This window comes from Pseudonocardia sp. Ae717_Ps2 (assembly GCF_001932475.1).
Lineage (GTDB): Bacteria > Actinomycetota > Actinomycetes > Mycobacteriales > Pseudonocardiaceae > Pseudonocardia.
This window is the reverse complement of the sequence record NZ_MCIS01000001.1, coordinates 607,095-627,786: the sequence shown is the minus strand read 5'-3', so window position 1 is coordinate 627,786 and position 20,692 is coordinate 607,095. Positions and strand designations below refer to the sequence as shown.

Sequence of the window (20,692 nt, the reverse complement as noted above, 5' to 3'; positions counted from 1 at the left end):
CGCCATGGCCTCGGTACGGGTGTTCGTCGCGCGGATGGCCGGCCTGGCCGTCTACGGCCCGGACGGCGAGCGGATCGGCAAGGTCCGCGACGTCGTGGTGTCGCTGCGCGTGGACAGCCATCCGCCGCGGGTGCTGGGCCTGGTCGTGGACCTGTCCGCGCGCCGCAGCATCTTCGTGCCGATGCTGCGGGTCGCCGACATCGCCCCGACCGCGGTGACGCTGGCCAGCGGCTCGGTGAGCCTGCGCTCGTTCGACCAGCGCCCCAACGAGACCCGGGTGCTCGGCCAGCTGCTGAACTCCCCCGCGACGGTGCGCGAGAACGGGACCGAGGGCTCGGTGGTCGACGTCGCGATCGAGCCGAGCCGGACCCGGGACTGGGTGATCACCAAGGTCGCGCTGCGGTTCCGGCGGACCCGGCTGGCGCGCAGGCCACGGGTCGAGGTGTACGGCTGGGAGGCCGTGTCCGGGCTGGACGTCGCCGCCGCGCAGGGTGCGGACCGGCTGCTCGCGGTGTTCGACTCGATGCGCCCGGCCGACGTCGCCGCGGCGCTGTCGCGGCTGCCCGACGACCGGCAGCGGCACGTCGTCGACGCCCTGGACGACGAGCGGCTCGCCGACGTGTTCGAGGAGCTGTCCGAGTCCGACCAGCGCGAGCTGCTCGGCTACCTCGACGACGACCGCGCCGCCGACGTCCTGGAGGCGATGAGCCCGGACGACGCGGCAGACCTGCTCGGCGAGCTCGACGACGACGAGGCCGGTCGGCTGCTGGAGCTCATGGAGCCCGACGAGTCCGAACCCGTGCGCCGCCTGATGCGCTATGAGTGGGACACCGCGGGCGGCCTGATGACCCCGGAGCCGATCACCCTGGCGCCGGACGTGACCGTCGCCGAGGCGCTCGCCCGGGTGCGCAACCCGGAGGTGCCGCCGGCCCTGGCGTCGATGGTGTTCGTCGTCCGCCCGCCGACGGCGACCCCGACCGGGCGCTACCTGGGCTGCGTGCACGCCCAGCAGCTGCTGCGGGCGGCGCCGTTCGAGCTGGTCGCGGGCATGGTCGACGCCGACCTGCCGCAGCTGGGCCCCGACGCGGGGCTCGGCGAGGTGACCCGCTACTTCGCCAGCTACAACCTGGTGGCGGGCCCGGTCGTCGACGCCGAGGACCACCTGCTGGGCGCGGTCACCGTCGACGACGTGCTGGACCACCTGCTGCCGCAGGGCTGGCGCGACCGCGACCTCGCCCCGGGCGAGGTGCACGGCGGCCCGCTGGCCGCTGCCGCGAACGGCGGCAACGGCCGCTCGCGCGACGGGGAGGTGCACGGTGGCTGAGCCGGGGATCGGTCGGCGGCTGGACCAGCCGCGCGTCGGGCGTCGGCGGTTCGAGGTGGACCCGGACGGGTTCGCCCGGTTCTCCGAGCGGATCGCCCGGTTCCTCGGGACGGGTCGCTTCCTCGCCATCCAGACGGTGATCGTCGTCGTGTGGATCGCACTGAACGGGTTTGCCTGGGTGGGCCGGTGGGACCCGTACCCGTTCATCCTGCTCAACCTGGCGTTCTCCACCCAGGCCGCGTACGCCGCACCGCTGATCCTGCTGGCCCAGAACCGGCAGGACGACCGGGACCGGATCGCGCTGGACGAGGACCGCAGGCGTGCCGAGCGGACGAAGGCCGACACCGAGTTCCTCGCCCGGGAGCTGGCGGCGCTGCGGCTGGCCGTCGGGGAGACCGCGAGCCGGGACTACCTGCGCGGTGAGCTGGAGAAGCTGGGTGACCGGCTCGACGACGCCGTGGCCCGCAGCCGCGGCGAGGAACCCCCGGTCGAGCCGGGTGCCCGGAAGAAGATGCGCAAGAAGGAACGCTGAGCGCTCAGGGGATCAGGCGGCCCATGATGCGCTCGAGCGCGGCGAGGTCCTCGGCGTCGAGCCGCTCCACGAAGTGCGCGCGGACTCCGCGCAGGTGGGTGACCGCGGCGGTGCGCAGGCGCTCGTAGCCGGTGTCGGTGAGCCGGGCGGTGACCCCGCGGCCGTCGTCGGCGACCTTGGCCCTGGCGACGAGCCCGACCCGCTCCAGGCGGTCGACGAGCCGGGTCACCCCGGAACGCGAGAGCAGCACGGCGTCGGCCAGCTCGGTCATCCGCAACCGGCGGTCGGGGGCCTCGGGCAGCTGGACGAGCACGTCGTAGGCGGCCAGGGAGAGCTCCTGCTCGCTCTCCAGCTCGGCCTCGAGCCGTCGGGTGATGCCGGCGTGCGCGCGCAGGAAGCTGCGCCACGACGCGAGCTCGGCCGGGGTCGGGACCACGCGCCGGCGCACCGGGTGCTCGCGCGTCGGGGTGCCGGTCGTGTCGTCCATCGCAAGAATGCTAGAGACACCCGGACCGCCCCGTCAGCGCGGAGGTGCCGCGTGACACCGCCGGTGACCCGGATACCCCGGAACAGCCCACGTAGCATGGGGTGACGCGAGAGGAAAGAGGTCGTAGGAGCTCATGTCCGTCACCAGCAGCACCAGCACCGTCGTCGAGGCCGTGCGCGCCGCCCTCGGCACCGTCGAGGACCCGGAGATCCACAAGCCGATCACCGAGCTGGGGATGGTCAAGAGCGTCGACGTCTCCGCCGACGGCCTCGCCCACGTCGGGGTCTACCTGACCGTCGCGGGCTGCCCGATGCGGGAGACGATCACCTCCCGCGTCACCGAGGCCGTCTCGAAGGTCCCCGGCGTCGAGCGGGTCGAGGTCGAGCTCGACGTCATGAGCGACGAGCAGCGCACCCAGCTGCGTCGTTCGCTGCGCGGCGACGCCGACGAGCCCGTGATCCCCTTCGCCCAGCCCGGCTCGCTGACCCGCGTCTTCTGTGTGGCGTCCGGCAAGGGCGGCGTCGGCAAGTCCTCGGTCACCGTCAACCTGGCCGCGGCCATGGCACGGCGCGGGCTGAAGGTCGGCGTCGTCGACGCCGACATCTACGGCCACTCGATCCCGCGCATGATCGGCGCCGCGGACCGGCCGACCAAGATCGAGAACATGATCATGCCGCCGCAGTCGCACGGCGTGAAGGTCATCTCGATCGGCATGTTCACCGACGGCAACACCCCCGTCGTCTGGCGCGGTCCGATGCTGCACCGCGCGCTGCAGCAGTTCCTGGCCGACGTGTTCTGGGGCGACCTGGACGTGCTGCTGCTCGACCTGCCCCCGGGCACCGGCGACGTCGCCATCTCGACCGCCCAGCTCGTGCCGAACGCCGAGCTGCTGGTCGTCACCACCCCGCAGCAGGCCGCCGCCGAGGTCGCCGAGCGGGCCGGGTCGATCTCCACCCAGACCCGCCAGCGCCTGGCCGGGGTCGTGGAGAACATGTCCTGGATGGAGATGCCCGACGGCTCGCGCAACGAGATCTTCGGCTCGGGCGGCGGGCAGACCGTCGCGGACTCGCTGAGCCGCACGGTCGGCACCACGGTGCCGCTGCTGGGTCAGATCCCGCTCGACGTCGCGCTGCGCGAGGGCGGCGACGCCGGCACCCCGATCGTGCTCGGGAAGCCGGAGTCGGCGGCGGCGCAGGCCCTCGACGCCATCGCGGAGAAGCTGACCGTGAAGGCCCGCGGCCTGGCCGGGATGAGCCTGAACATCTCCCCCGTCGGGCGCTGACCCGCACACCCTCCGACACCACGAGGCCCCGCACACCCGACCGGTGTGCGGGGCCTCGTCCGTCCCCCGGGGCGGGTCTCAGGACAGCGCGTCGTTCAGCGCCTTGGTCCAGAGCGCCAGCCCCTCGTCGACCTGCTCGGAGGTCACGACCAGCGCCGGGATCATCCGGACGACGTTGCCGTACACACCGCAGGTCAGCAGCAGCAGGCCCTGTGCGGCGGCCGCGGCGTGCACCGTCGCGGCGGTGGCGCCGTCGGGCTTGCCGTCGGCGTCGACGAATTCGATGCCGATCATGAGTCCGCGGCCGCGGACGTCGCCGATGGCGGCGATCCCCTGCGCGGCGTCCCGGACACCGGCGAGGAGCTTCTCGCCCTGCACCCGGGCGTTCTCGACCAGCCCCTCGCCCTGCACGACCTCGAGGGTCGCGAGCGCGGCGGCGCAGGCGACGGCGTTGCCGCCGTAGGTGCCGCCCTGCGAGCCGGGCCACGCCTTCTCCATCAGGGCCTTGGGCGCGGCGATGGCCGAGAGCGGGAAGCCGGACGCGAGCCCCTTGGCGGTGACGATGATGTCCGGGACGAGGCCCTCGGCGTGCTGGTGCCCCCAGAACTTCCCGGTGCGGCCGTAGCCGGTCTGGACCTCGTCGGCGATCAGCAGGATGCCGTGCCGGTCGGCGCGCTCGCGCAGCCCCTGGAGGAACGCGGGCGGGGTCGGGACGTAGCCGCCCTCGCCGAGCACCGGCTCGACGATGAACGCGGCGACGTCGGACGCCGGCGCGGTGCTCGCCAGCTGGCGGTCGAGCTCGGACAGGGCGAACGCGACGGCCTGCTCCTCGGACCAGCCGTAGCGGTAGGCGTAGGGGAAGGGCGCGAACGCCACCCCACCCATCATCGGGCCGATCCCGGCCCGGATCTTCGCCCCGGAGGTGGTGAGCGCCGCGGCACCCATGGTGCGGCCGTGGAAGCCACCGTCGAACGCGACGATCAGCTGCCGGCCGGTGGCCTGGCGGGCCAGCCGCACCGACGCCTCGACGGCCTCGGAACCGGAGTTGGTGAAGAACACCGAGTCGATGCCCTCGGGGAGCACCTCGCCCATCCGCTCGACCAGCGCCAGCAGTGGCTGGTGCATCACGGTCGTGTACTGCCCGTGGATCAGCGTGGCCACCTGCTCCTGCGCCGCCGCGACGACCCTCGGGTGGCAGTGCCCGGTCGAGGTGACGCCGATTCCGGCGGTGAAGTCGAGGTGGCGGCGCCCGTCGGTGTCGTACAGGTAGACGCCCTCACCGCGGGCGGCCTGGACCGGGGTGGCCTGCTTGAGCAGCGGGGACAGCTGTGCCATGGGTTCGCAGCTCCTGGTGCGTCGAGGGTGGTGCGTCTCAGGTTGTCGAGTTGTCGACAATCCTAGGGAAACACGGGTGGGTGGGTCCGGGCAAGGGTCGTCCGGGCCCGCCTTTGCTCTGCTCACCGATACGCATCAGGCACCCGGGGCGACCCGGCGCTGCGGTCCCGGACGGGCCCGCGTCGCGTGCGGACAGCCGTCGTCGGCGGCGTCGAGATGCAGCTCAGCGGGAGTTGTCGATCTCCACCGCCCGCTGGGCTGCATCTCGGCGCACGCGCGACACGGGTGGCCGGCCCGCCGTGACGCCACCCGGCGCCGGCGCAGGGCCGGTGCTGCGTATCGGTGAGCAGAGCAAAAGGACGAGCGAAGGACCCCTCATCTCGGACGCAGCAAAGAGGAAAGCCCTGGTCAGGCCAGCAGGGCGGCGATCACCAGCAGCACGGGGACGGCGACGACCGTCGAGGCCAGCGCCACGTCGCGGGCCAGCGGGACGGCGCGGTCGTACCGCACGGCGTAGCCGAAGACGTTCTGCGCGGTGGGCAGCGCGGCCAGCACCACCGCGGCGAGCAGCGCCGGGCCGGTCAGGCCGAGCACCCCCGCGGCGAAGGCCCAGGCGATCACCGGGTGCGCCACGTTCTTGATCGCGACGGCGATCCACACCGAGACCGCGGTCTCCCCCGTCCCGGGGCGGCGGGCGCCGTACAGGGAGATGCCGAACGCGAGCAGCATGGCGGGCACCGCGAGGTCGGCGAGCAGCTCGATCGGGGCGGTCACCGGCTCCGGCAGGACGACGCCCGTCGCGGAGACGGTCAACCCGGCGGCGGTGGCGATCGCGATCGGGTTGCGCAGCGGGGCGAACGCGACCCGGACCCACCCGGGCCGCTCGCCGCGGCCGTCGCCGGGCAGGACGTCCATCAGGGTCGTGAACAGCGGGGTCAGGATCGCGAGCTGGAACAGCAGCACGGGGGCGACGGCGGCGGAGTCGCCGAGCACGTAGGTCGCGATCGGGATGCCGAGGTTGCCCGCGTTGACGTAGCCGGACGCCATCGACCCGACGACGACCTCGCCGGCCGGGCGCCGACGGAGCAGCGCGACCGGCACGAAGAGCAGGCAGGCCACGGTGCTGGTGACCGCGGTGACGACCAGTCCCGAGGACAGCACGGCACCGACGTCGGAGTGGCTGAGGGTCGTGAACAGCAGCGCGGGCGTCGCGACGAAGAAGGCGGTGCGGGCGAGGACCTTCGAGCCCTGGTCGCCGAGCAGCCGGCCACGGCCGAGGACGTACCCGACGGTCACGACGACGCCGATGACCAGGAAACCCTCGATGACGCCCACCACGTCCCGACATGTTACGTATGCGAACTAGTCCCCGGGGTGTCCGGCGGTGCGGTTCACAGGTGCACTCAGGCCGCGCCGGGCATCGCGGCGAGGATCCGGCTGACGGCGTCGTCCATGTGCGCGGCCAGCCGGTCGAGCAGCAGCTCGGTGCGGCCGTCGCGCAGGGCGTCGCGCAGCAGTTCGTGCTCGGCGAGCAGCGCGCGGGCGGGCGGGGCGGTCTGCTGGAACGCGGCGAGACACATCCGCGTCTCGACGAGGAGCCCCTCGGTCATCCGGCGCAGCCGCGGGCTCCCCGAGGCGGCGACGAGCGCGGCGTGGAAGTCGTGGTCGGCGTCGGCGAGCGCGACGGCGTCACCCGCCTCGGCCGCGGCGGCCATCACCCCGAGCGGGATCTCCAGCGCGACGACGGCGGCGGCCCGGTCGCCCTCCAGCACCTTCAGCGCCGCGGCCCGCTCGACGGCGGTGCGCGCCAGGTAGACGTCGCGGACGTCGTCGGGGCCGAGCTCGCGCACGAACAGGCCACGATGGCGTTCACTGCGCAGCAGCCCCTCGGCGACCAGCCGCTGCATCGCCTCCCGCAGCGGGCCGCGGCTCACCCCGAGCCGGTTCGCGAGGTCCACCTCGCCGAGCTGGGTGCCCGGCGCGAACGTGCCGCGCATGATCGCGGCACGGATCCGGTCGGCGACGATTTCCGCGGTGGAGCGCCGGCTCACCGGCTCGAGCTCCGAGACGTCCAGGCCCACGACTCACCCTCTCCGGAACAGTGTCCCCAGGCCGGGACGGTCGATGTCGGCCCCGGCCAGGCGCAGGCCCTGCCAGATGCTCACCTGGTTCGCGGTCAGCACCGGCCTGCCCACCCGCGCCTCCAGCGCGTCGAGCACGTCCACGGTGTGCAGCGCGGTGTCGGGCAGCAGCACCGCGTCGGCGCCGGGCGCGTCCGAGGCCACCGCGGCGGCGAACTCCAGCACCGTCTCCGGCGGCAGCGTCCCGACCTCGGCGGCGGTGATGATGTCGCGCGCGGACAGCGTGTGCACGGAGATGTCGTGGTGGGTCAGGAAGTGCACGAAGGCGCCGGCGACGTCGGGCGGGTAGGTCGCCCCGACCGCCACCGAGCCGATCCCGAGCCGTCGACAGGCGTCGACGAAGGCGAACGACGTGCTCGACGTCGGCACGCCCGACACCCGTTCCAGCGCCGCGACCTGCCGGGCGGCACCGTCGGGGCCGAAGATGAACGACCCCGAGGTGCAGGCCCAGACGACCGCGTCCAGCGGGCCCGCCTCCGCGGCGACCCGACGTGCCCCCTCGGCGAGGACCTCGTCGCCGCCGATGGCGAGCAGCGCGTCCTCGCGGTGGGCGTCGGTGGCCATCTCGGTGTGGACGAGGGCGAGCCGGCTGCCATCGGCCAGCAGCTTCTCGGCGCGCGGGTAGTCGTCCTCGGCCGAGTAGCCCGGGTAGAGGAATCCGACCGTGCTCATGTTGTCGACAATCCTACAGAGGCTGGGGTGACCGCAAGGGTCAGGACGCCCGCGAGTAGACGAGCCGCTCCCCCACGCTGCCCGCGCGCCACACGTCGTGACAGGCGGTCGCCATCGCGTCGAGACCGTCGACGATGGTGGCGAACACGTTGCCCGGCACCCAGCCGACGTCGCCGTTGAGCAGCAGGTTGTTGCGCCCGTAGAAGATCGCGAGGTCGATCCCGCCCTCGGCGGCGTCGATGCCCTGGTCGTCCTTGAACGCGCTGTCGAGCATCCCGCCGTGGAAGTCGAAGTAGCAGACGTCGCCCGGGATGGGGGTCACCGTCGGGTTCTCCTGCCCGATCCGCGGGCCGAACCGCGGGACGATCGTGTAGACCTCGTTGCGGGCGTACTTGGCGTGCTGCGCGTCGCCGCCCTGCGGGCCGTCGGCCAGTGCCTCCCAGACCGCCGCGGCGGTGCGGGGCGCCTCGGTCTCCAGCAGTGCCGCGGTGCAGGCGACGCCCCGCTTCGCGAGCTCGATCCTGATCAGCTTGGTCATCCGATCCCCCTGTCCGATACGCGGATTGTTGACAATCGTAGGTGCGCTTCTTAGCGTGTCAACGCCGCCCGACCTCCCTACCGACAGGATCTCCCGTTGCCGGTTTCCGCTGGTCAGGACCCGATCACCGTCGCCGTGCTGCACGGCGGGGAGACCCCGCCCGGCCTCGAGCGCCACGCCGGTGACGCACGTCTCCGCTTCGCCGCCGACGCCGACGGGCTCGCCGCCGCACTGCCCGGCAGCGACGTGCTGCTCACCTGGGACTTCACCTCCGACGCCGTCAAGGACGTCTGGGACGCCACCGACACCTCCGCGCTGCGCTGGGTCCACACCGCCAGCGCCGGCGTCGACCGGGTCGCGTTCCCCGCCCTGCTCGCCTCGGGCGCGACGCTGACGAACTCCCGCGGCGTGTTCGACCGGCCCATCGCCGAGTTCGTGCTCGGCGCGGTGATCGCGTTCGCCAAGGACACCGCCCGCTCGCTCGCGCTGCAGCGGGAGCGGACCTGGCGCCACCGCGAGACCGAGACCGTCGCCGGGAAGGTCGCGACGGTCGTCGGGAGCGGGCCGATCGGACGCGCCGTCGCCGACCTGCTGGGTGCGGTCGGGATGCGGGTGCGGCTGGTCGGCCGGCGCGCCGCGGACGGTGTGCACGCCTTCGACGAGCTGCCCGGCCTGCTGCCCGACACCGACCACCTGGTGCTCGCCGCTCCGCTGACCGACGCGACCCGCGGGATGCTGCACTCCGGGACGATCGCCCTGCTGCCCGAGCGGGCCAGGGTCGTCAATGTGGGCCGGGGCGCGCTCGTCGTGCAGGACGACCTGACCGACGCGCTCGCGACCGGGCGGCTCGCCGGCGCGGCGCTGGACGTGTTCGAGGTCGAGCCGCTGCCCGCGACCTCGCCGCTGTGGGCGATGGAGCACGTGCTGCTCTCCCCGCACATGTCCGGTGACGTCGTCGGCTGGAAGGACATGCTCGTCGAGCTGTTCGCCGACAACCTCGCGCGCTTCCGGGACGGCCGGGAGCTGCGCAACGTGGTGGACCCCGAGCGCGGGTACGTGAGCTCATCCGCAGGAAAGGTGTGACTGCTGTGACGACTGCAGACCTCAGCGCGACCGAGCTGCTGGCGGGCTACCGCAGCGGCGAGATCTCGCCGGTGCAGGCCACCCGGGACGCGCTGGAGCGGATCGAGGCGCACGACGGCGCGGTGAACGCGTTCTGCCTGGTCGACCCCGACTCGGCACTGTCGCAGGCCAAGGACTCCGAGGCGCGCTGGCAGGCCGGTGAGCCGGTCGGGCCGCTCGACGGCGTGCCCACCTCGATCAAGGACATGCTCCTGACGATCGGCTGGCCGACCCGCCGCGGCTCGACGACGACGTCGCCGGACGGGCCGTTCGAGGTCGACGGCCCGCCGGTGGCCAGGGTCCGCGCCGCGGGTGCGGTGCTGATCGGGAAGAACACCACCCCGGAGCTGGCGTGGAAGGGCGTGACCGACTCACCGCTGACCGGCGTCACCACCAACCCGTGGGACCCGACGAGGACGGCCGGCGGCTCGTCCGGCGGCTCGGCGTCGGCCGTCGGGCTGGGGATGGGACCCCTGTCGCTGGGCACCGACGCGGGCGGCTCGGTCCGCATCCCGGCCGCGTTCACCGGGACCGTCGCGCACAAGCCCACCTACGGCCGCATCGCGCACTACCCGGGCTCGGCGTTCGGGACCCTGGCCCACGTCGGCCCGATGACCCGCACCGTCGAGGACGCCGCGCTGCTGTACGACGTCGTCGCCCAGCCCGACACGCGGGACCCGTGGGTGTTCGACGTGCCCCGTGAGTCGGCCGTCGAGCGGCTCGCCGGCGGCGCGGCGGGTCTGCGGATCGCGTTCTCCCCCACTCTCGGGTTCGTCGACGTCGACCCGGAGGTGGCGGCGCTCGTCGCCGAGGCGGTCGCGGTGTTCGCCCGTGAGCTCGGTGCGACCGTCGAGAACGCCGACCCCGGTTTCGCCGACCCGATCGAGCCGTTCCACACGCTCTGGTTCGCCGCCGCCGCGAAGTCCCTGGAGCCCATCGGCGCCGAGGCCAGGAAGGCCATGGACCCGGCGCTGGTGGAGATCGCCGAGCAGGGGGCCCGGGTCTCGGCGCTGGACTACCTGGGCGCGATGGCCGTGCGCAACGAGCTGGGGACGCTGATGGGCGCCTTCCACTCCGAGTACGACCTGCTGCTCACCCCGACCCTGCCGATCACCGCGTTCGAGGGCGGCCGGGAGGTCCCCGAGGGCTGGCACGACCCGCGCTGGACGTCGTGGACGCCGTTCACCTACCCGTTCAACATGACCCAGCAGCCCGCGACCTCGGTGCCGTGCGGCTTCACCTCCGCCGGTCTGCCGGTGGGTCTGCAGGTCGTCGGACCGCGGCACGCCGACGCCACGGTGCTGGCCGCCGCGCACGCCTACCAGCGCGCGACCACGCACCACCTGCGCCGGCCGCCGCTGCTGGGCTGAACCGACCCCGTCCACGACGACGGCGCCGCACCCCGGCCGGGGAGCGGCGCCGTCGTCGTAGGGAGGGGCCGGGGTCAGGTCGCGTCCGGGTCCACCGGGGGGCGCTCGTCGGCGGCCAGCGGTGGCTGCGGCGGACGGACCGGGGCCGGGGTGCTCGCCGCTGCCCCGCCCAGGGCTGCGGCCCCGGCGGCGCCGGCACCCGGGCCCGGGGCGAACCCGTTGGGCTTGACCGGCGGGGTGGCGGCGTCGTCGGAGAACAGGCTCCGGGTGATCGCGGTCCGCGGGTTGAGCGAGCGCAGGCTGCGCAGGTCGTTGAGCGGCTGCTGGATCTGGTCGAACTCCGGGCCCAGCTCCTTCTTCAGGTGGTTCTGGGCGCCGCTCGCGAACTCCTTGACCTGCCGGACCGCGCGACCGACCCAGGCCGCCGCCTCGGGCAGCCGTTCCGGGCCCAGGATGAAGAGCCCCGCCACGACCAGGACGAGGATCTCCGGCATGCCGATGTTCTCGAACACGACGCCAGCGTACGGGTACTAGCGCTGCCCGAGCGTCACGGTCACGGTGAGCGGTCGTCCCTGACGGACGAGGCGGACCGGGACCTGCTCGCCGGGTGAGTGCTCGCGGACGGCGACGACCAGCTCGTCGGCACTGGCGATGGGGCGCCCGGCGATGTCGACGACGACGTCGCCGTCGGCGATCCCGGCCGCGGCCGCCGGTCCCCCGGCGACGACGTTCTGCACCTGGGCGCCGTCGGTGGCGCCGTCGGTGACCGAGCGGGAGTTGACACCGAGGTCGGCGTGCGCGACGCGGCCGGTGCGGATGAGCTCCTCGGCGATGGCGCGGGCGTCGTCGATCGGGATGGCGAAGCCGAGGCCGATCGAGCCGCCCTGCCCGCCGGACTGGGCGCTGTCCGCGCTGCGGATCGCCGTGTTGATGCCGACGACGGCGCCGGTCGCGTCCACCAGCGGGCCGCCGGAGTTGCCGGGGTTGATCGCGGCGTCGGTCTGCACCGCGTCGATGACCGCGTCGCCCGCGCTGCCCTCCGGGTCGAGCCGCACCGGGCGATCGACGGCCGACACGATCCCGGTCGTCACCGTGCCGGCCAGGCCGAACGGCGACCCGATCGCGATCACCGCGTCGCCGACGGCGAGCTCGCCGGAGCGGCCGATCGCGGCGACCGTCGGGTTCGCGACGGGCACCTTGACCACCGCGAGGTCGGTCATCGGGTCCGCCCCGACCACGGTGGCCGGGACCCGGGACCCGTCGGAGAACAGGGCCTCGATGGTGCCCTGGCCCGGCCCGGTGGCGGGCGCGACGACGTGGTCGTTGGTGAGTACGTAGCCCGCGGGGTCGATCACGACGCCGGAGCCGTTGCCCGCCTGGTTGCCGACGGTCACCTCCAACGAGACGACCGCGGGCAGCACCCGCGAGGCGACCTCCGACACCGAGCCGGGCGGCCGTTCACGAGCCGGCTCGGTCGCGCTCAGCACCGCTCCGGGGCTGGTCAGGGCACCCGCCGCGGTCGCGGACCAGTACCCGACCAGTCCGCCCGCCGCGCCGACGAGCAGGGCGAGGACGCCGAGCAGCGCCAGCGCGCGCGGCTGCACCCGCCTGCCGAACAGGACCTCGCGGACGCTGAGGCGGGGACCGTCGGGGCGAGGGCCCTCCGCGGGGGCGGCGCCGTCGCCGGGGGGCGGGGCGGCGACGACCGGCGTGCCCGGGTCGCGCCACGGGTCGCCGGCCGAGCCGCCGGGCCAGAACGGGTCCTGCTCGGCGCTCTGCTCACCCCCACGCAGCGCGTCGCCCGACGCACCGGGCGGGCGTTGCAGACCGCCGGCGGGCTCGCCGTCGGATGTGCGGTCCGGCCGGCCGAAGGCGCGAGCGACGGCGGCGGTCGGCGGGGGCGCGCTCGGCAGCGACCCGTTCGCCCCGAGGTGCGACGACGGCGGCGCGAACGAGCTGTCGACGCCGTCTGGGCGGCCGAACGCCGCCCGTTCGCCGGGGTCGGTCGCCGGACGGTCCAGCGGGCGGGGGCGCAGTCGCGGCGGGGCGGAGCCGGGCGCGTCCGGATCGGCCGCGCCGTCCGGGCGTGCGCCGCGGTCGTCGCTCACCGGGTCACCCCGGAGCCCGGGGAGACTGCTCCCGACGATCGATCAGCCGGCACGGCGTCCACCCAGTACACCCGTACAGCCTGCCCGGCGGGCGGTGAAGTCGGTGTATCGGTGACGGGTCAGGGCGTCGGGGAGAGGCCGGCGTCGCCGGTCGGGGTGGCCGAGGTCGTCGGCGACAGCGACGCGCCGGTCGAGCCCGCCGTGGTGCTGACCGCCGGGACGGCCGTCCGCCGCGACGAGGCGGGCACCGGGGTGGCCGCGAACCGGGCGACGGCCGCGGCACCCGGGCCGGGCACGGTCGGCGCGGTCGGGGTGCCGGTCGTGGTGGGGGGCAGACCGAGCGCGAGTGCGCCGAGCGCCAGCCCGGACACGGCGGCGCCGGTGCCCAGGCGTACGCGTCGCGACCGGCTGGCGCGACGGCCGTGGTCGCCCTCGACCGGTGCCGGGCGCAGCACCGACACGAGCTGGCCGTCCGGGGTGAGCGAGAGGCCCGCCGGCGGCGGGGGCAGCTCGGTGTCCTGCGGGATGGCGCGCAGCGCCGACATCAGCGACGGCGGGAGCGTGGGGGCGTCGGCCGCTCGCAGCGCGGTGCGGGCCCGCCGCTGCTCGGCGACCTCCACCGCGCAGTCGGGGCAGCGCTCGAGGTGGCGGGCAGCACGGTCGTGCGGACCGGCGGCCAACTCGTCGTCCACGAAGGCGACGACCGCCTCGAGCGTCAGATGCGTCTCCCCCCAGTCCAGGGGGACGACCTGGAAACGCCGTCGCTCGGTCACGGCACCAACTCTGCCACCGGACCACGGTCGGATGCCACCGGCTGCTCCTCCGCAGCCGCCGCACGGTGCCGCTCCAGCGACGCCCGCAGCGCGGTCCGGCCTCGGTGGATGCGGCTGCGGACGGTGCCGAGCTTCACCCCGAGGGTCGCGCCGATCTCCTCGTAGGACAGGCCCTCGACGTCGCACAGGACGACGGCGACCCGGAAGTCCGGGGGCAGCTCGTCCAGCGCGGCCTGCAGGTGCGGGTCGAGGTGGTTGATCGCGAAGACGGTCTCGGGCTCGGGGCCACCGCCCGGCAGGCGGTCGGTGTCCTCGGGCAGGCCCTCCATCCGCAGCCGGGCGCGGCGGCGGACCATGTCGAGGAACAGGTTCGTGGTGATGCGGTGCAGCCAGCCCTCGAAGGTGCCCGGCTTGTAGGACGCCAGGGACCGGAACACCCGGATGAACGTCTCCTGGGTGAGGTCCTCGGCGTCGTGCTGGTTGCCGGACAGGCGGTAGGCGAGGCGGTAGACGCGGTCGGCGTGCTCCCGGACGACCTCGTCCCAGGTGGGCGGGGTCCAGTCGGCACCCTCACCGGGGCGGGTACCGGCGGCGGCGTCCCGGAACGGGGCGTCGTCGGTTGCGCGAGGGGCGGACATCGGGGCGGGGCACCTCCGTGAGTCGCGACCGTGTCGTGGAGTCGATCGGCCGCGAAGCTTCGTTCGTTGCAGCACAGCCTGCCTGCCACCCATGAGGAGGATGTGAAACCCGTCTGAGAGAAGTCTGTGAAATCGTCCGGCGATAATCTTGTTCCATGAGCACACCCGCGGGGGCGGCCGCGTACGCCGATGGCTACCTCGCCGAGGACGACGCGTGCGGCGAGGCCCGCGCACTGGGCACGGCGGCGGGCGCGCACCCCATCTCCGCGGCGGGCGGGGCGGCACTGTCGGTGCTGGCCGCGACGATCTCCGCGCGGGCCGTGGTGGAGATCGGGACCGGGGCCGGGGTGAGCGGGCTGTACCTGCTGCGCGGCATGGCCGGTGACGGGACGCTGACGACCATCGACGTCGACCCGGAGCTGCAGCGCTCGGCCCGGCGGACCTTCCTCGCCGCCGGGTACGGGCCGGGGCGGGCCCGGCTGATCAACGGGATGGCGCTGGAGGTGCTGCCGCGGCTGACCGACGGCGGCTACGACCTCGTCGTCGCCGACGCGGTCCCGGCCGAGTACCCCGGCTACCTGGCCGAGGCGATCCGGCTGCTGCGCCCCGGCGGGATGCTCGTGCTGGAGGGGGTGCTCGACGGCGGCCGGGTCGCCGAGCCCGGCGCCGAGCACGGTCCGGGCACGGCCGCGCTGCGCGAGACCGCCGCCCTGGTCCGCGACGATGAGCGCCTGCTGTCGGCGCTGCTGCCGGTCGCGGACGGGATGCTCTGCGCGGTCCGCAGGTGAGCGGAGCGAACGCGGCATCCACACCGCAGGTAGCTCAGTGGGCGGTGACGCCCTTGCCCAGGACCACGACGCCGCCGTTGGAGACCGTGTAGCGGCTGCGGTCCAGGTTCAGGTCGACCCCGATCAGGGCACCGTCGGGGACGACGACGTTCTTGTCGAGGATCGCCCGCCGCACCACCGCGCCCCGGCCGATCCGGGCGCCCGGCAGCACGACCGAGTCCGAGACCTCCGCACCGCCCGACACCGACACGTTCGGGCTGATCACCGACCGGCGCACGATCGCCCCAGAGATGATCGTGCCCGCGCCGACGATCGAGTCCTGCGCGATGCCGCCCTCGACGAACTTCGCCGGCGGCAGGGCGGGCACCGCGGTGCGGATCGGCCAGCGCTGGTTGTAGAGGTTGAAGATCGGGTGCACCGAGACGAGGTCGGTGTGCGCGTCGTAGTAGGCGTCGATGGTCCCGACGTCGCGCCAGTAGCCAGCGTCCCGTTCGGTGGCACCGGGCACGACGTTGTCGGCGAAGTCGTAGACGTGCGCCTCACCCTTGGCGACCAGCGCCGGGATGATGTCCCCGCCCATGTCGTGGTCGGAGTCGGCGTTCGCCGCGTCGGCCTTCAGCGCGTCGAGCAGGGCCTCGGTGGTGAACACGTAGTTGCCCATCGAGGCGAACGTGACGTCCGGGTCGTCGGGCACGTGCGGCGGGTCGGACGGCTTCTCGAGGAACTCGGTGATGCGACCGGACTCGTCGGAGGCGATGCAGCCGAAGGCCTTCGCCTCGGCCCGCGGCACCCGGATCCCCGCGACGGTGACGCCCGCGCCGGACTCGGCGTGCTGGGCGATCATCTGCGCCGGATCCATCCGGTAGACGTGGTCGGCGCCGAACACGGCGATGTACTCGGGCTGGTCGTCGTAGACCAGGTTGAGGCTCTGGAAGATCGCGTCCGCCGAGCCGGTGTACCACCGCCGGCCGAGCCGCTGCTGGGCCGGGACGGTGGTGATGTACTGGTCGAGCACCGACGACAACCGCCACGTCGTCGAGATGTGCCGGTCAAGCGAGTGCGACTTGTACTGGGTCAGCACGCACAGCCGGTCCATCCCGCAGTTCACGAGGTTGGACAGCACGAAGTCGATGAGCCGGTAGTTGCCACCGAACGGCACCGCCGGTTTGGCGCGGTCCGCAGTGAGCGGCCAGAGCCGCTTCCCCTCACCGCCCGCCAGCACGATGCCGAGAACCCTGCCGGGAAGACGTCCGGGCGCGGTCGGTCGCATGGCGTGAACACTAGTGGCCGCTCGGTGGTGGGGCCATACGTCCGGCCGCGCCGTGTGCGCCGTGCGCGACCCCGGGCACGACCGGACCGGATCGGGCGCACGAACTCCTCGCGCGGCGTCCGGGCGCCCCGGTAGCGTCCCGGCCCGTGCGCGTCGGCCTTCTCACCCGTGAATACCCGCCCGCCGTCTACGGCGGTGCCGGAGTCCACGTGGGACATCTCGTCCCCGCCCTGCGGGAGCTCGTCGACGTCGACGTGCACTGCTTCGCCGAGCCGGGCAGCGACGCCCCGGCCGACGCCCGCGCACACTCCGCGCCGCCGCTGCCGGACGGGGCGAACGCCGCGCTGACCACGCTCGGCGTGGACCTGTCGATGGCCGCCGAGCTGGAGCGCTGCGACGTGCTGCACTCCCACACCTGGTACGCCAACATGGCCGGCCACATCGGCGGCCTGCTGCACGGGCGCCCGCACGTGGTCACGGCGCACTCGCTGGAGCCGCTGCGGCCGTGGAAGGCCGAGCAGCTCGGCGGCGGGTACCGGCTGTCGTCGTGGGTGGAGCGGACCGCCTACGAGGCGGCGGACGCCGTCATCGCGGTGTCGCACGGCATGCGCCGCGACGTGCTGAACGCCTACCCGGCGATCGACCCGGAGCTGGTGCACGTGGTGCACAACGGCATCGACACGCAGTTCTACGCGCCCGACCCGGCGCGCGACGCGCTGCTGGCGCACGGCGTCGACCCGGACCGGCCGCTGGTGGTGTTCGTCGGGCGGATCACCCGGCAGAAGGGCCTCGGGCACCTGGTCGCGGCGGCGCACCGGTTCGACCCGTCGGCGCAGGTCGTGCTGTGCGCGGGCGCCCCGGACACGAAGGAGATCGCGGCCTCGACCGAGCGGGCGGTGGCGGAGCTGTCCGCCTCGCGCGAGGGCGTCGTGTGGATCCAGCGGATGCTCGCCACCACCGAGGTCCGCCAGCTGCTGTCGGCGGCGACGGTGTTCGTGTGTCCCTCGGTCTACGAGCCGCTGGGCATCGTGAACCTGGAGGCGATGGCCTGCGGGACGGCCGTGGTCGCCTCCGACGTCGGCGGGATCCCGGAGGTCGTCGACGACGGCGTGACCGGCCTGCTCGCGCACTACGACCCGGCCGACACCGCCGCGTTCGAGGCGGCGCTGGCCGACGGGGTCAACGCGCTGGTCGCGGACCCGCAGCGGGCCGCGACGATGGGCGAGCGGGGCCGGGAGCGCGCGGTCGCCGAGTTCGCCTGGGCCGAGATGGCCCGTCGGACGCTGGAGATCTACGAGTCGGTGGCCTGAGGCCCGTCGCCGGGACCCCCGGAGACGACGACGGCGGGGCCGGTCTCCCGGCCCCGCCGCGTCGTGTCCGTGTCGTCTACTGTCAGCCGACGGTCGACTTCAGCGCCTCACTGAGGTCGGTGGCCTCGTCCGGGGTCATCTCGACGACGAGACGCCCGCCACCCTCGAGCGGGACGCGCATGACGATGCCCCGGCCCTCCTTGGTGACTTCCATGGGCCCGTCGCCGGTGCGGGGCTTCATCGCGGCCATTCGTCCGTCCTCCGTCAACATCCACAACTGTCGTTTCCCCGGGTGCGCGCTCGGGGCGCGCGCCGACCCGTGAGACCACATTGTCCCTCATCACCGGCGTCGAGGTGCAACCGAGGCGATCACGGCTCGGGAGCGATACCCGCGGCGTTCACGCAGCGCAACGGCCCGGCGACCCTACGACGACCCCGGTCCGGTACCCCGCGGGCCCTCCGGGAGGGCCCCGGCCCGCCAGCAGTACGCGACGTGGTCGTCGACCAGACCGGTCGCCTGCATGAGCGCGTAACAGGTGGTGGGGCCGACGAACCGGAAGCCGCGCTTCTTGAGTGCCTTCGACAGCGCCGTGGACTCCCGGGTGGAGCCGGGGACCTCGGACAGCGTCGCCGGACGCGGGTGCGCGGCCGGGTCCGGTGCGTAGGACGCGAGGAACGCGCCGAGGTCGTCGCCGGCGTCGGCCATGTCGAGCACGGCGCGCGCGTTCGCCACGGTGGCCTCGATCTTCTGCCGGTTGCGCACGATCCGGGCGTCGCCGAGCAGGCGGACCACGTCGTCGTCGCCGAAGCGGGCGACGGTCTCCGGGTCGAAGCCGGCGAAGACCTCCCGGAACGCGGGGCGCTTGCGCAGCACGACGATCCAGGACAGGCCGGACTGGAAGCCCTCCAGGGTGAGGCGCTCGAACCACGCCGCGGTGCCGTGGACGGGCCGGCCCCACTCGTCGTCGTGGTAGGCGACGTAGTCGGGAGCCGAGAGCGCCCAGTCGCAGCGGCCGCGGTCGTCGGGAGGCGTGATCGCCGGCGTCGTCATCGGGTCACCGGCCCGCCCGGTAGCGGTCCTCGGTCGCCTCGGCCATCCGCCGCAGCGAGTGCGCGACCCCGGCCCGGAACGCGGGACGCACCAGCGGCCAGCCGAACCGGCCGAGCGCCCCCAGCGGCAGGTCGAGCAGCTCGGTCCACAGGAACCGCGACCGGGCCGGGCCGAGCTCGACGACGACGAACACGCCGTCGCCGCGGATCACGGTGCCGGTGTGGGTCACGACGATCCGCCGCTGCCCCGTCGTCCCCACGGGCGATTCGGTCCACTCGGTGACCCGCATCGTGTCGGCGACGCCGAGCGGCCCGACCCCGGTGACCGCGCGCAGCTCGGTGCCGACCGAGCGGCCGTCGCCCGCGGTGATCTCGACGGTGGTGCCGAGCATCCAGTCCGACTGGCCCTCGAGGTCGGACACGACCTCCCACAGGACGTCGGCGGGGACGTTGACGTCGACCGGGACGGTCAGCTCCACCCGGCCGCCGCCGGCCGGCCGAACGCCCGGGGCCCGGTCGCCGACCCCGCCTGCGGTCCCGCGGTCACCACTGCTGTCGTTGCCCGTCACCGGGGTCCTCCTCGGCGCGCATCCGCGCGATCGTCGCCTCCAACCGGGCCACCCGGTCGGCGAGCTCGTGCCGGTCGGACCGGACCCGGTCCAGCTCGCCGGCCAGCCGGTCGAGTACCCAGTCCACCTCGGCCATCCGATATCCGCGCAGCACCTGCTGGAAACGCAGGTCGCGGACGTCGGCGCCGGACACCTCGCGGGCGGGCAGCCGGGTGGGCGTCGCGTCCGGGGCGAGCGGGGCGAGCTCCTCCCCACGGCCGAAGACCGCGGCCGCCAACACGAAGACCAGCGCGGCGACGCCGGCCAGGACGATCACGTACGCGAGGGCGGTCCCCATGCCGCCATCACATCACGCCGGTCCGACGACGGGTCCCACCCCACGCGGGCGGCGGGCGCGACCACCGGCTCGGCGGACCCTCCGTCGCGCACCCGCCCTGGTGGGGGCCGGTCCACCTGACGCAGCGGACGGGTTTCGGCGCGCCATCCCGTCTCCATGCCGTGGCCGGGACGGGCGTCGTCGGAGCCGACGTCGTCGGGGAGGAACGCGGTAAGGCCGGCACCGGAGTCGTCGACCCCGCACCGGGACAGGGCCGTGGCGAGGACCTCCCGGGAGGTGTGGCCGAGCTCGTGCAGCGGACGGTTGCGGTGCCGGCGCACGCCCAGGTCGGCCTGTGCGATGGCCGCGGTCCCGCCGACGACGGTGTCGGAGTCGGTGTCGAGCAGCAGGCCGATGTCGACGCCGTAGCCGGTCGCGAACGGGAGCCGGTCGAGCAGCTCCCGGGTCGCGGCGTACTCACCGCCGATGGGCTGGCGGACGTGCCGCAGCCCGGGCCGGAGGGCGGCGAGCAGGGGGCGGGCGAGCAGCTCGGTGACACGGCCGCCCTCGTGCCCGCCCGCGTCGTCGCTGCCGCCGGGGCCTACGGAGCCGCCGGGGCCGGTCAGCGGCCGCCGGTGGTAGCCCTTGACCAGCGCGGTCCCGGGCCGGGTGAGCAGCGGGGCGAGGAGCCGTTCGACGAGCTCGGGGTGCGGGTCGACGAGGTCGGCGTCGACGAAACAGACCAGGTCGGCCGGGCGTGGCCCGCTCCCCAGAGCGACCACGGCACGCCACATCGCCTCGCCCTTGCCCGGCAGCACCGGGACACCGGGCACCGCCCGTTCCCGGCCGAGCACCCGAGCCCCGGCCGCGGCGGCGCGCTCCGCGGTGCGGTCGGTGCTGCCGGAGTCGAGGACGACGAGGTCGTCGACCAGCGGGGGGTCGCCCTCGCACAGCCGGGTCAGCCCCGCGACGAGCGGACCGACCGTCGCCTCCTCGTCCAGGGCGGGCAGGACGACGGCGACGCGACGGCCGTCCTTGCGGGCGGCGAGCCGAGCGGCGAGGGGCAT

At 74.3% G+C, this 20,692-nt stretch carries 23 protein-coding genes; 7 read left to right on the top strand and 16 right to left on the bottom strand.

Features of this window, described 5'->3' with window-relative positions; genetic code table 11:
* The first annotated feature begins 4 nt into the window (after window positions 1-4).
* Both Ae717Ps2_RS03155 and Ae717Ps2_RS03150 read left to right on the top strand, forming a co-directional pair.
* Window positions 5-1,324 (top strand): magnesium transporter MgtE N-terminal domain-containing protein, encoded by a 1,320-nt coding sequence (locus Ae717Ps2_RS03155; protein WP_075308167.1) that lies wholly within the window; start codon window positions 5-7, stop codon window positions 1,322-1,324.
* Window positions 1,317-1,856: a DUF1003 domain-containing protein gene (locus Ae717Ps2_RS03150; protein WP_075308169.1), complete on the top strand. Its 540-nt coding sequence runs from the start codon at window positions 1,317-1,319 to the stop codon at window positions 1,854-1,856. Before Ae717Ps2_RS03155 ends, Ae717Ps2_RS03150 begins: the two co-directional genes overlap by 8 nt.
* Window positions 1,857-1,860: 4 nt before the next feature.
* Here Ae717Ps2_RS03150 and Ae717Ps2_RS03145 read toward each other — a convergent pair whose 3' ends face one another.
* Entirely contained in the window at window positions 1,861-2,343 is a 483-nt protein-coding gene (locus Ae717Ps2_RS03145; protein ID WP_075333006.1) for a MarR family winged helix-turn-helix transcriptional regulator, read from the bottom strand.
* A 133-nt stretch (window positions 2,344-2,476) separates the two neighbouring features.
* Between Ae717Ps2_RS03145 and Ae717Ps2_RS03140 the strand changes: the two genes are divergently transcribed.
* A complete protein-coding gene (locus tag Ae717Ps2_RS03140; RefSeq protein WP_075333005.1) occupies window positions 2,477-3,625 on the top strand; it encodes an Mrp/NBP35 family ATP-binding protein in 1,149 nt (382 codons plus the stop codon).
* 78 nt (window positions 3,626-3,703) lie between these two features.
* On the opposite strand, the gene Ae717Ps2_RS03135 is transcribed toward Ae717Ps2_RS03140, so the two are convergent.
* The 5 genes from Ae717Ps2_RS03135 to Ae717Ps2_RS03115 form a co-directional block, all read right to left on the bottom strand.
* Window positions 3,704-4,960 (bottom strand): aspartate aminotransferase family protein, encoded by a 1,257-nt coding sequence (locus tag Ae717Ps2_RS03135; RefSeq protein ID WP_020624328.1) that lies wholly within the window; start codon window positions 4,958-4,960, stop codon window positions 3,704-3,706.
* A 408-nt stretch (window positions 4,961-5,368) separates the two neighbouring features.
* Window positions 5,369-6,298, bottom strand: a complete 930-nt coding sequence (locus Ae717Ps2_RS03130) for an AEC family transporter (protein ID WP_075333004.1) — start codon at window positions 6,296-6,298, stop codon at window positions 5,369-5,371.
* Between the two features lie 65 nt (window positions 6,299-6,363).
* The gene (locus Ae717Ps2_RS03125; protein ID WP_369804865.1) at window positions 6,364-7,035 is read right to left on the bottom strand and encodes a GntR family transcriptional regulator; all 672 of its coding nucleotides are present in this window, start codon (window positions 7,033-7,035) and stop codon (window positions 6,364-6,366) included.
* 9 nt (window positions 7,036-7,044) lie between these two features.
* The gene (locus Ae717Ps2_RS03120) at window positions 7,045-7,773 is read right to left on the bottom strand and encodes a maleate cis-trans isomerase (protein WP_020624325.1); all 729 of its coding nucleotides are present in this window, start codon (window positions 7,771-7,773) and stop codon (window positions 7,045-7,047) included.
* A gap of 40 nt (window positions 7,774-7,813) precedes the next feature.
* Window positions 7,814-8,311 (bottom strand): DUF3830 family protein, encoded by a 498-nt coding sequence (locus tag Ae717Ps2_RS03115; RefSeq protein ID WP_020624324.1) that lies wholly within the window; start codon window positions 8,309-8,311, stop codon window positions 7,814-7,816.
* Window positions 8,312-8,407: 96 nt separating this feature from the next.
* Here Ae717Ps2_RS03115 and Ae717Ps2_RS03110 point away from each other — a divergent pair, with 96 nt between their 5' ends.
* Both Ae717Ps2_RS03110 and Ae717Ps2_RS03105 read left to right on the top strand, forming a co-directional pair.
* Entirely contained in the window at window positions 8,408-9,394 is a 987-nt protein-coding gene (locus Ae717Ps2_RS03110; RefSeq protein WP_075308175.1) for a D-2-hydroxyacid dehydrogenase, read from the top strand.
* Complete coding sequence (locus Ae717Ps2_RS03105; protein ID WP_086002320.1) at window positions 9,391-10,803, top strand: amidase; 1,413 nt, start codon at window positions 9,391-9,393, stop codon at window positions 10,801-10,803. Before Ae717Ps2_RS03110 ends, Ae717Ps2_RS03105 begins: the two co-directional genes overlap by 4 nt.
* 74 nt (window positions 10,804-10,877) lie before the next feature.
* Here Ae717Ps2_RS03105 and tatB read toward each other — a convergent pair whose 3' ends face one another.
* From tatB to sigE, 4 genes are all read right to left on the bottom strand, one after another.
* The gene (tatB, locus tag Ae717Ps2_RS03100) at window positions 10,878-11,315 is read right to left on the bottom strand and encodes a Sec-independent protein translocase protein TatB (protein ID WP_075308177.1); all 438 of its coding nucleotides are present in this window, start codon (window positions 11,313-11,315) and stop codon (window positions 10,878-10,880) included.
* A gap of 18 nt (window positions 11,316-11,333) precedes the next feature.
* On the bottom strand, window positions 11,334-12,911 hold the full coding sequence (locus tag Ae717Ps2_RS03095) for a trypsin-like peptidase domain-containing protein (protein ID WP_075308179.1): 1,578 nt from the start codon (window positions 12,909-12,911) through the stop codon (window positions 11,334-11,336).
* 119 nt (window positions 12,912-13,030) lie between these two features.
* Complete coding sequence (locus Ae717Ps2_RS03090) at window positions 13,031-13,684, bottom strand: zf-HC2 domain-containing protein (RefSeq protein WP_075333003.1); 654 nt, start codon at window positions 13,682-13,684, stop codon at window positions 13,031-13,033.
* On the bottom strand, window positions 13,681-14,322 hold the full coding sequence (sigE, locus tag Ae717Ps2_RS03085) for an RNA polymerase sigma factor SigE (protein WP_020626064.1): 642 nt from the start codon (window positions 14,320-14,322) through the stop codon (window positions 13,681-13,683). Before sigE ends, Ae717Ps2_RS03090 begins: the two co-directional genes overlap by 4 nt.
* 155 nt (window positions 14,323-14,477) lie before the next feature.
* On the opposite strand from sigE, the gene Ae717Ps2_RS03080 reads away from it, so the two are divergent.
* On the top strand, window positions 14,478-15,110 hold the full coding sequence (locus Ae717Ps2_RS03080) for an O-methyltransferase (protein WP_075308183.1): 633 nt from the start codon (window positions 14,478-14,480) through the stop codon (window positions 15,108-15,110).
* A 34-nt stretch (window positions 15,111-15,144) separates the two neighbouring features.
* On the opposite strand, the gene glgC is transcribed toward Ae717Ps2_RS03080, so the two are convergent.
* Complete coding sequence (gene glgC, locus Ae717Ps2_RS03075; RefSeq protein WP_051050304.1) at window positions 15,145-16,380, bottom strand: glucose-1-phosphate adenylyltransferase; 1,236 nt, start codon at window positions 16,378-16,380, stop codon at window positions 15,145-15,147.
* 146 nt (window positions 16,381-16,526) lie between these two features.
* On the opposite strand from glgC, the gene glgA reads away from it, so the two are divergent.
* Window positions 16,527-17,690 (top strand): glycogen synthase, encoded by a 1,164-nt coding sequence (glgA, locus tag Ae717Ps2_RS03070; protein ID WP_075308185.1) that lies wholly within the window; start codon window positions 16,527-16,529, stop codon window positions 17,688-17,690.
* A gap of 82 nt (window positions 17,691-17,772) precedes the next feature.
* Here the strand turns inward: glgA and Ae717Ps2_RS03065 are convergent, their stop codons facing one another.
* The 5 genes from Ae717Ps2_RS03065 to Ae717Ps2_RS03045 all read right to left on the bottom strand — a co-directional run bounded on the left by Ae717Ps2_RS03065 (window position 17,773) and on the right by Ae717Ps2_RS03045 (window position 20,692).
* Entirely contained in the window at window positions 17,773-17,940 is a 168-nt protein-coding gene (locus Ae717Ps2_RS03065) for a DUF3117 domain-containing protein (RefSeq protein ID WP_010241564.1), read from the bottom strand.
* Window positions 17,941-18,114: 174 nt separating this feature from the next.
* Window positions 18,115-18,741, bottom strand: coding sequence for a DNA-3-methyladenine glycosylase I (locus Ae717Ps2_RS03060; protein ID WP_075308187.1), 627 nt, complete (start codon window positions 18,739-18,741; stop codon window positions 18,115-18,117).
* A 4-nt stretch (window positions 18,742-18,745) separates the two neighbouring features.
* Window positions 18,746-19,309: an SRPBCC family protein gene (locus Ae717Ps2_RS03055; RefSeq protein ID WP_337819610.1), complete on the bottom strand. Its 564-nt coding sequence runs from the start codon at window positions 19,307-19,309 to the stop codon at window positions 18,746-18,748.
* The gene (locus tag Ae717Ps2_RS03050; protein ID WP_020626070.1) at window positions 19,284-19,646 is read right to left on the bottom strand and encodes a DivIVA domain-containing protein; all 363 of its coding nucleotides are present in this window, start codon (window positions 19,644-19,646) and stop codon (window positions 19,284-19,286) included. Before Ae717Ps2_RS03050 ends, Ae717Ps2_RS03055 begins: the two co-directional genes overlap by 26 nt.
* Window positions 19,622-20,692 carry a glucosyl-3-phosphoglycerate synthase gene (locus tag Ae717Ps2_RS03045; RefSeq protein ID WP_083695578.1) on the bottom strand — a complete coding sequence of 357 codons (1,071 nt, stop codon included), beginning with the start codon at window positions 20,690-20,692 and terminating at the stop codon, window positions 19,622-19,624. Before Ae717Ps2_RS03045 ends, Ae717Ps2_RS03050 begins: the two co-directional genes overlap by 25 nt.

What these genes read in the sequence shown, in the direction of transcription:
- Ae717Ps2_RS03155 (WP_075308167.1), top strand. Translation starts at nt 5, where the DNA reads ATGGCCTCGGTACGGGTGTTCGTCGCGCGGATGGCCGGCCTGGCCGTC.
- Ae717Ps2_RS03120 (WP_020624325.1), bottom strand. Translation starts at nt 7,773, where the DNA reads ATGAGCACGGTCGGATTCCTCTACCCGGGCTACTCGGCCGAGGACGAC.
- Ae717Ps2_RS03045 (WP_083695578.1), bottom strand. Translation starts at nt 20,692, where the DNA reads ATGCCCCTCGCCGCTCGGCTCGCCGCCCGCAAGGACGGCCGTCGCGTC.
- Ae717Ps2_RS03115 (WP_020624324.1), bottom strand. Translation starts at nt 8,311, where the DNA reads ATGACCAAGCTGATCAGGATCGAGCTCGCGAAGCGGGGCGTCGCCTGC.
- Ae717Ps2_RS03135 (WP_020624328.1), bottom strand. Translation starts at nt 4,960, where the DNA reads ATGGCACAGCTGTCCCCGCTGCTCAAGCAGGCCACCCCGGTCCAGGCC.
- Ae717Ps2_RS03140 (WP_075333005.1), top strand. Translation starts at nt 2,477, where the DNA reads ATGTCCGTCACCAGCAGCACCAGCACCGTCGTCGAGGCCGTGCGCGCC.
- Ae717Ps2_RS03065 (WP_010241564.1), bottom strand. Translation starts at nt 17,940, where the DNA reads ATGGCCGCGATGAAGCCCCGCACCGGCGACGGGCCCATGGAAGTCACC.
- glgC (WP_051050304.1), bottom strand. Translation starts at nt 16,380, where the DNA reads ATGCGACCGACCGCGCCCGGACGTCTTCCCGGCAGGGTTCTCGGCATC.
- Ae717Ps2_RS03060 (WP_075308187.1), bottom strand. Translation starts at nt 18,741, where the DNA reads ATGACGACGCCGGCGATCACGCCTCCCGACGACCGCGGCCGCTGCGAC.
- sigE (WP_020626064.1), bottom strand. Translation starts at nt 14,322, where the DNA reads ATGTCCGCCCCTCGCGCAACCGACGACGCCCCGTTCCGGGACGCCGCC.
- Ae717Ps2_RS03050 (WP_020626070.1), bottom strand. Translation starts at nt 19,646, where the DNA reads ATGGGGACCGCCCTCGCGTACGTGATCGTCCTGGCCGGCGTCGCCGCG.
- Ae717Ps2_RS03080 (WP_075308183.1), top strand. Translation starts at nt 14,478, where the DNA reads ATGAGCACACCCGCGGGGGCGGCCGCGTACGCCGATGGCTACCTCGCC.
- Ae717Ps2_RS03145 (WP_075333006.1), bottom strand. Translation starts at nt 2,343, where the DNA reads ATGGACGACACGACCGGCACCCCGACGCGCGAGCACCCGGTGCGCCGG.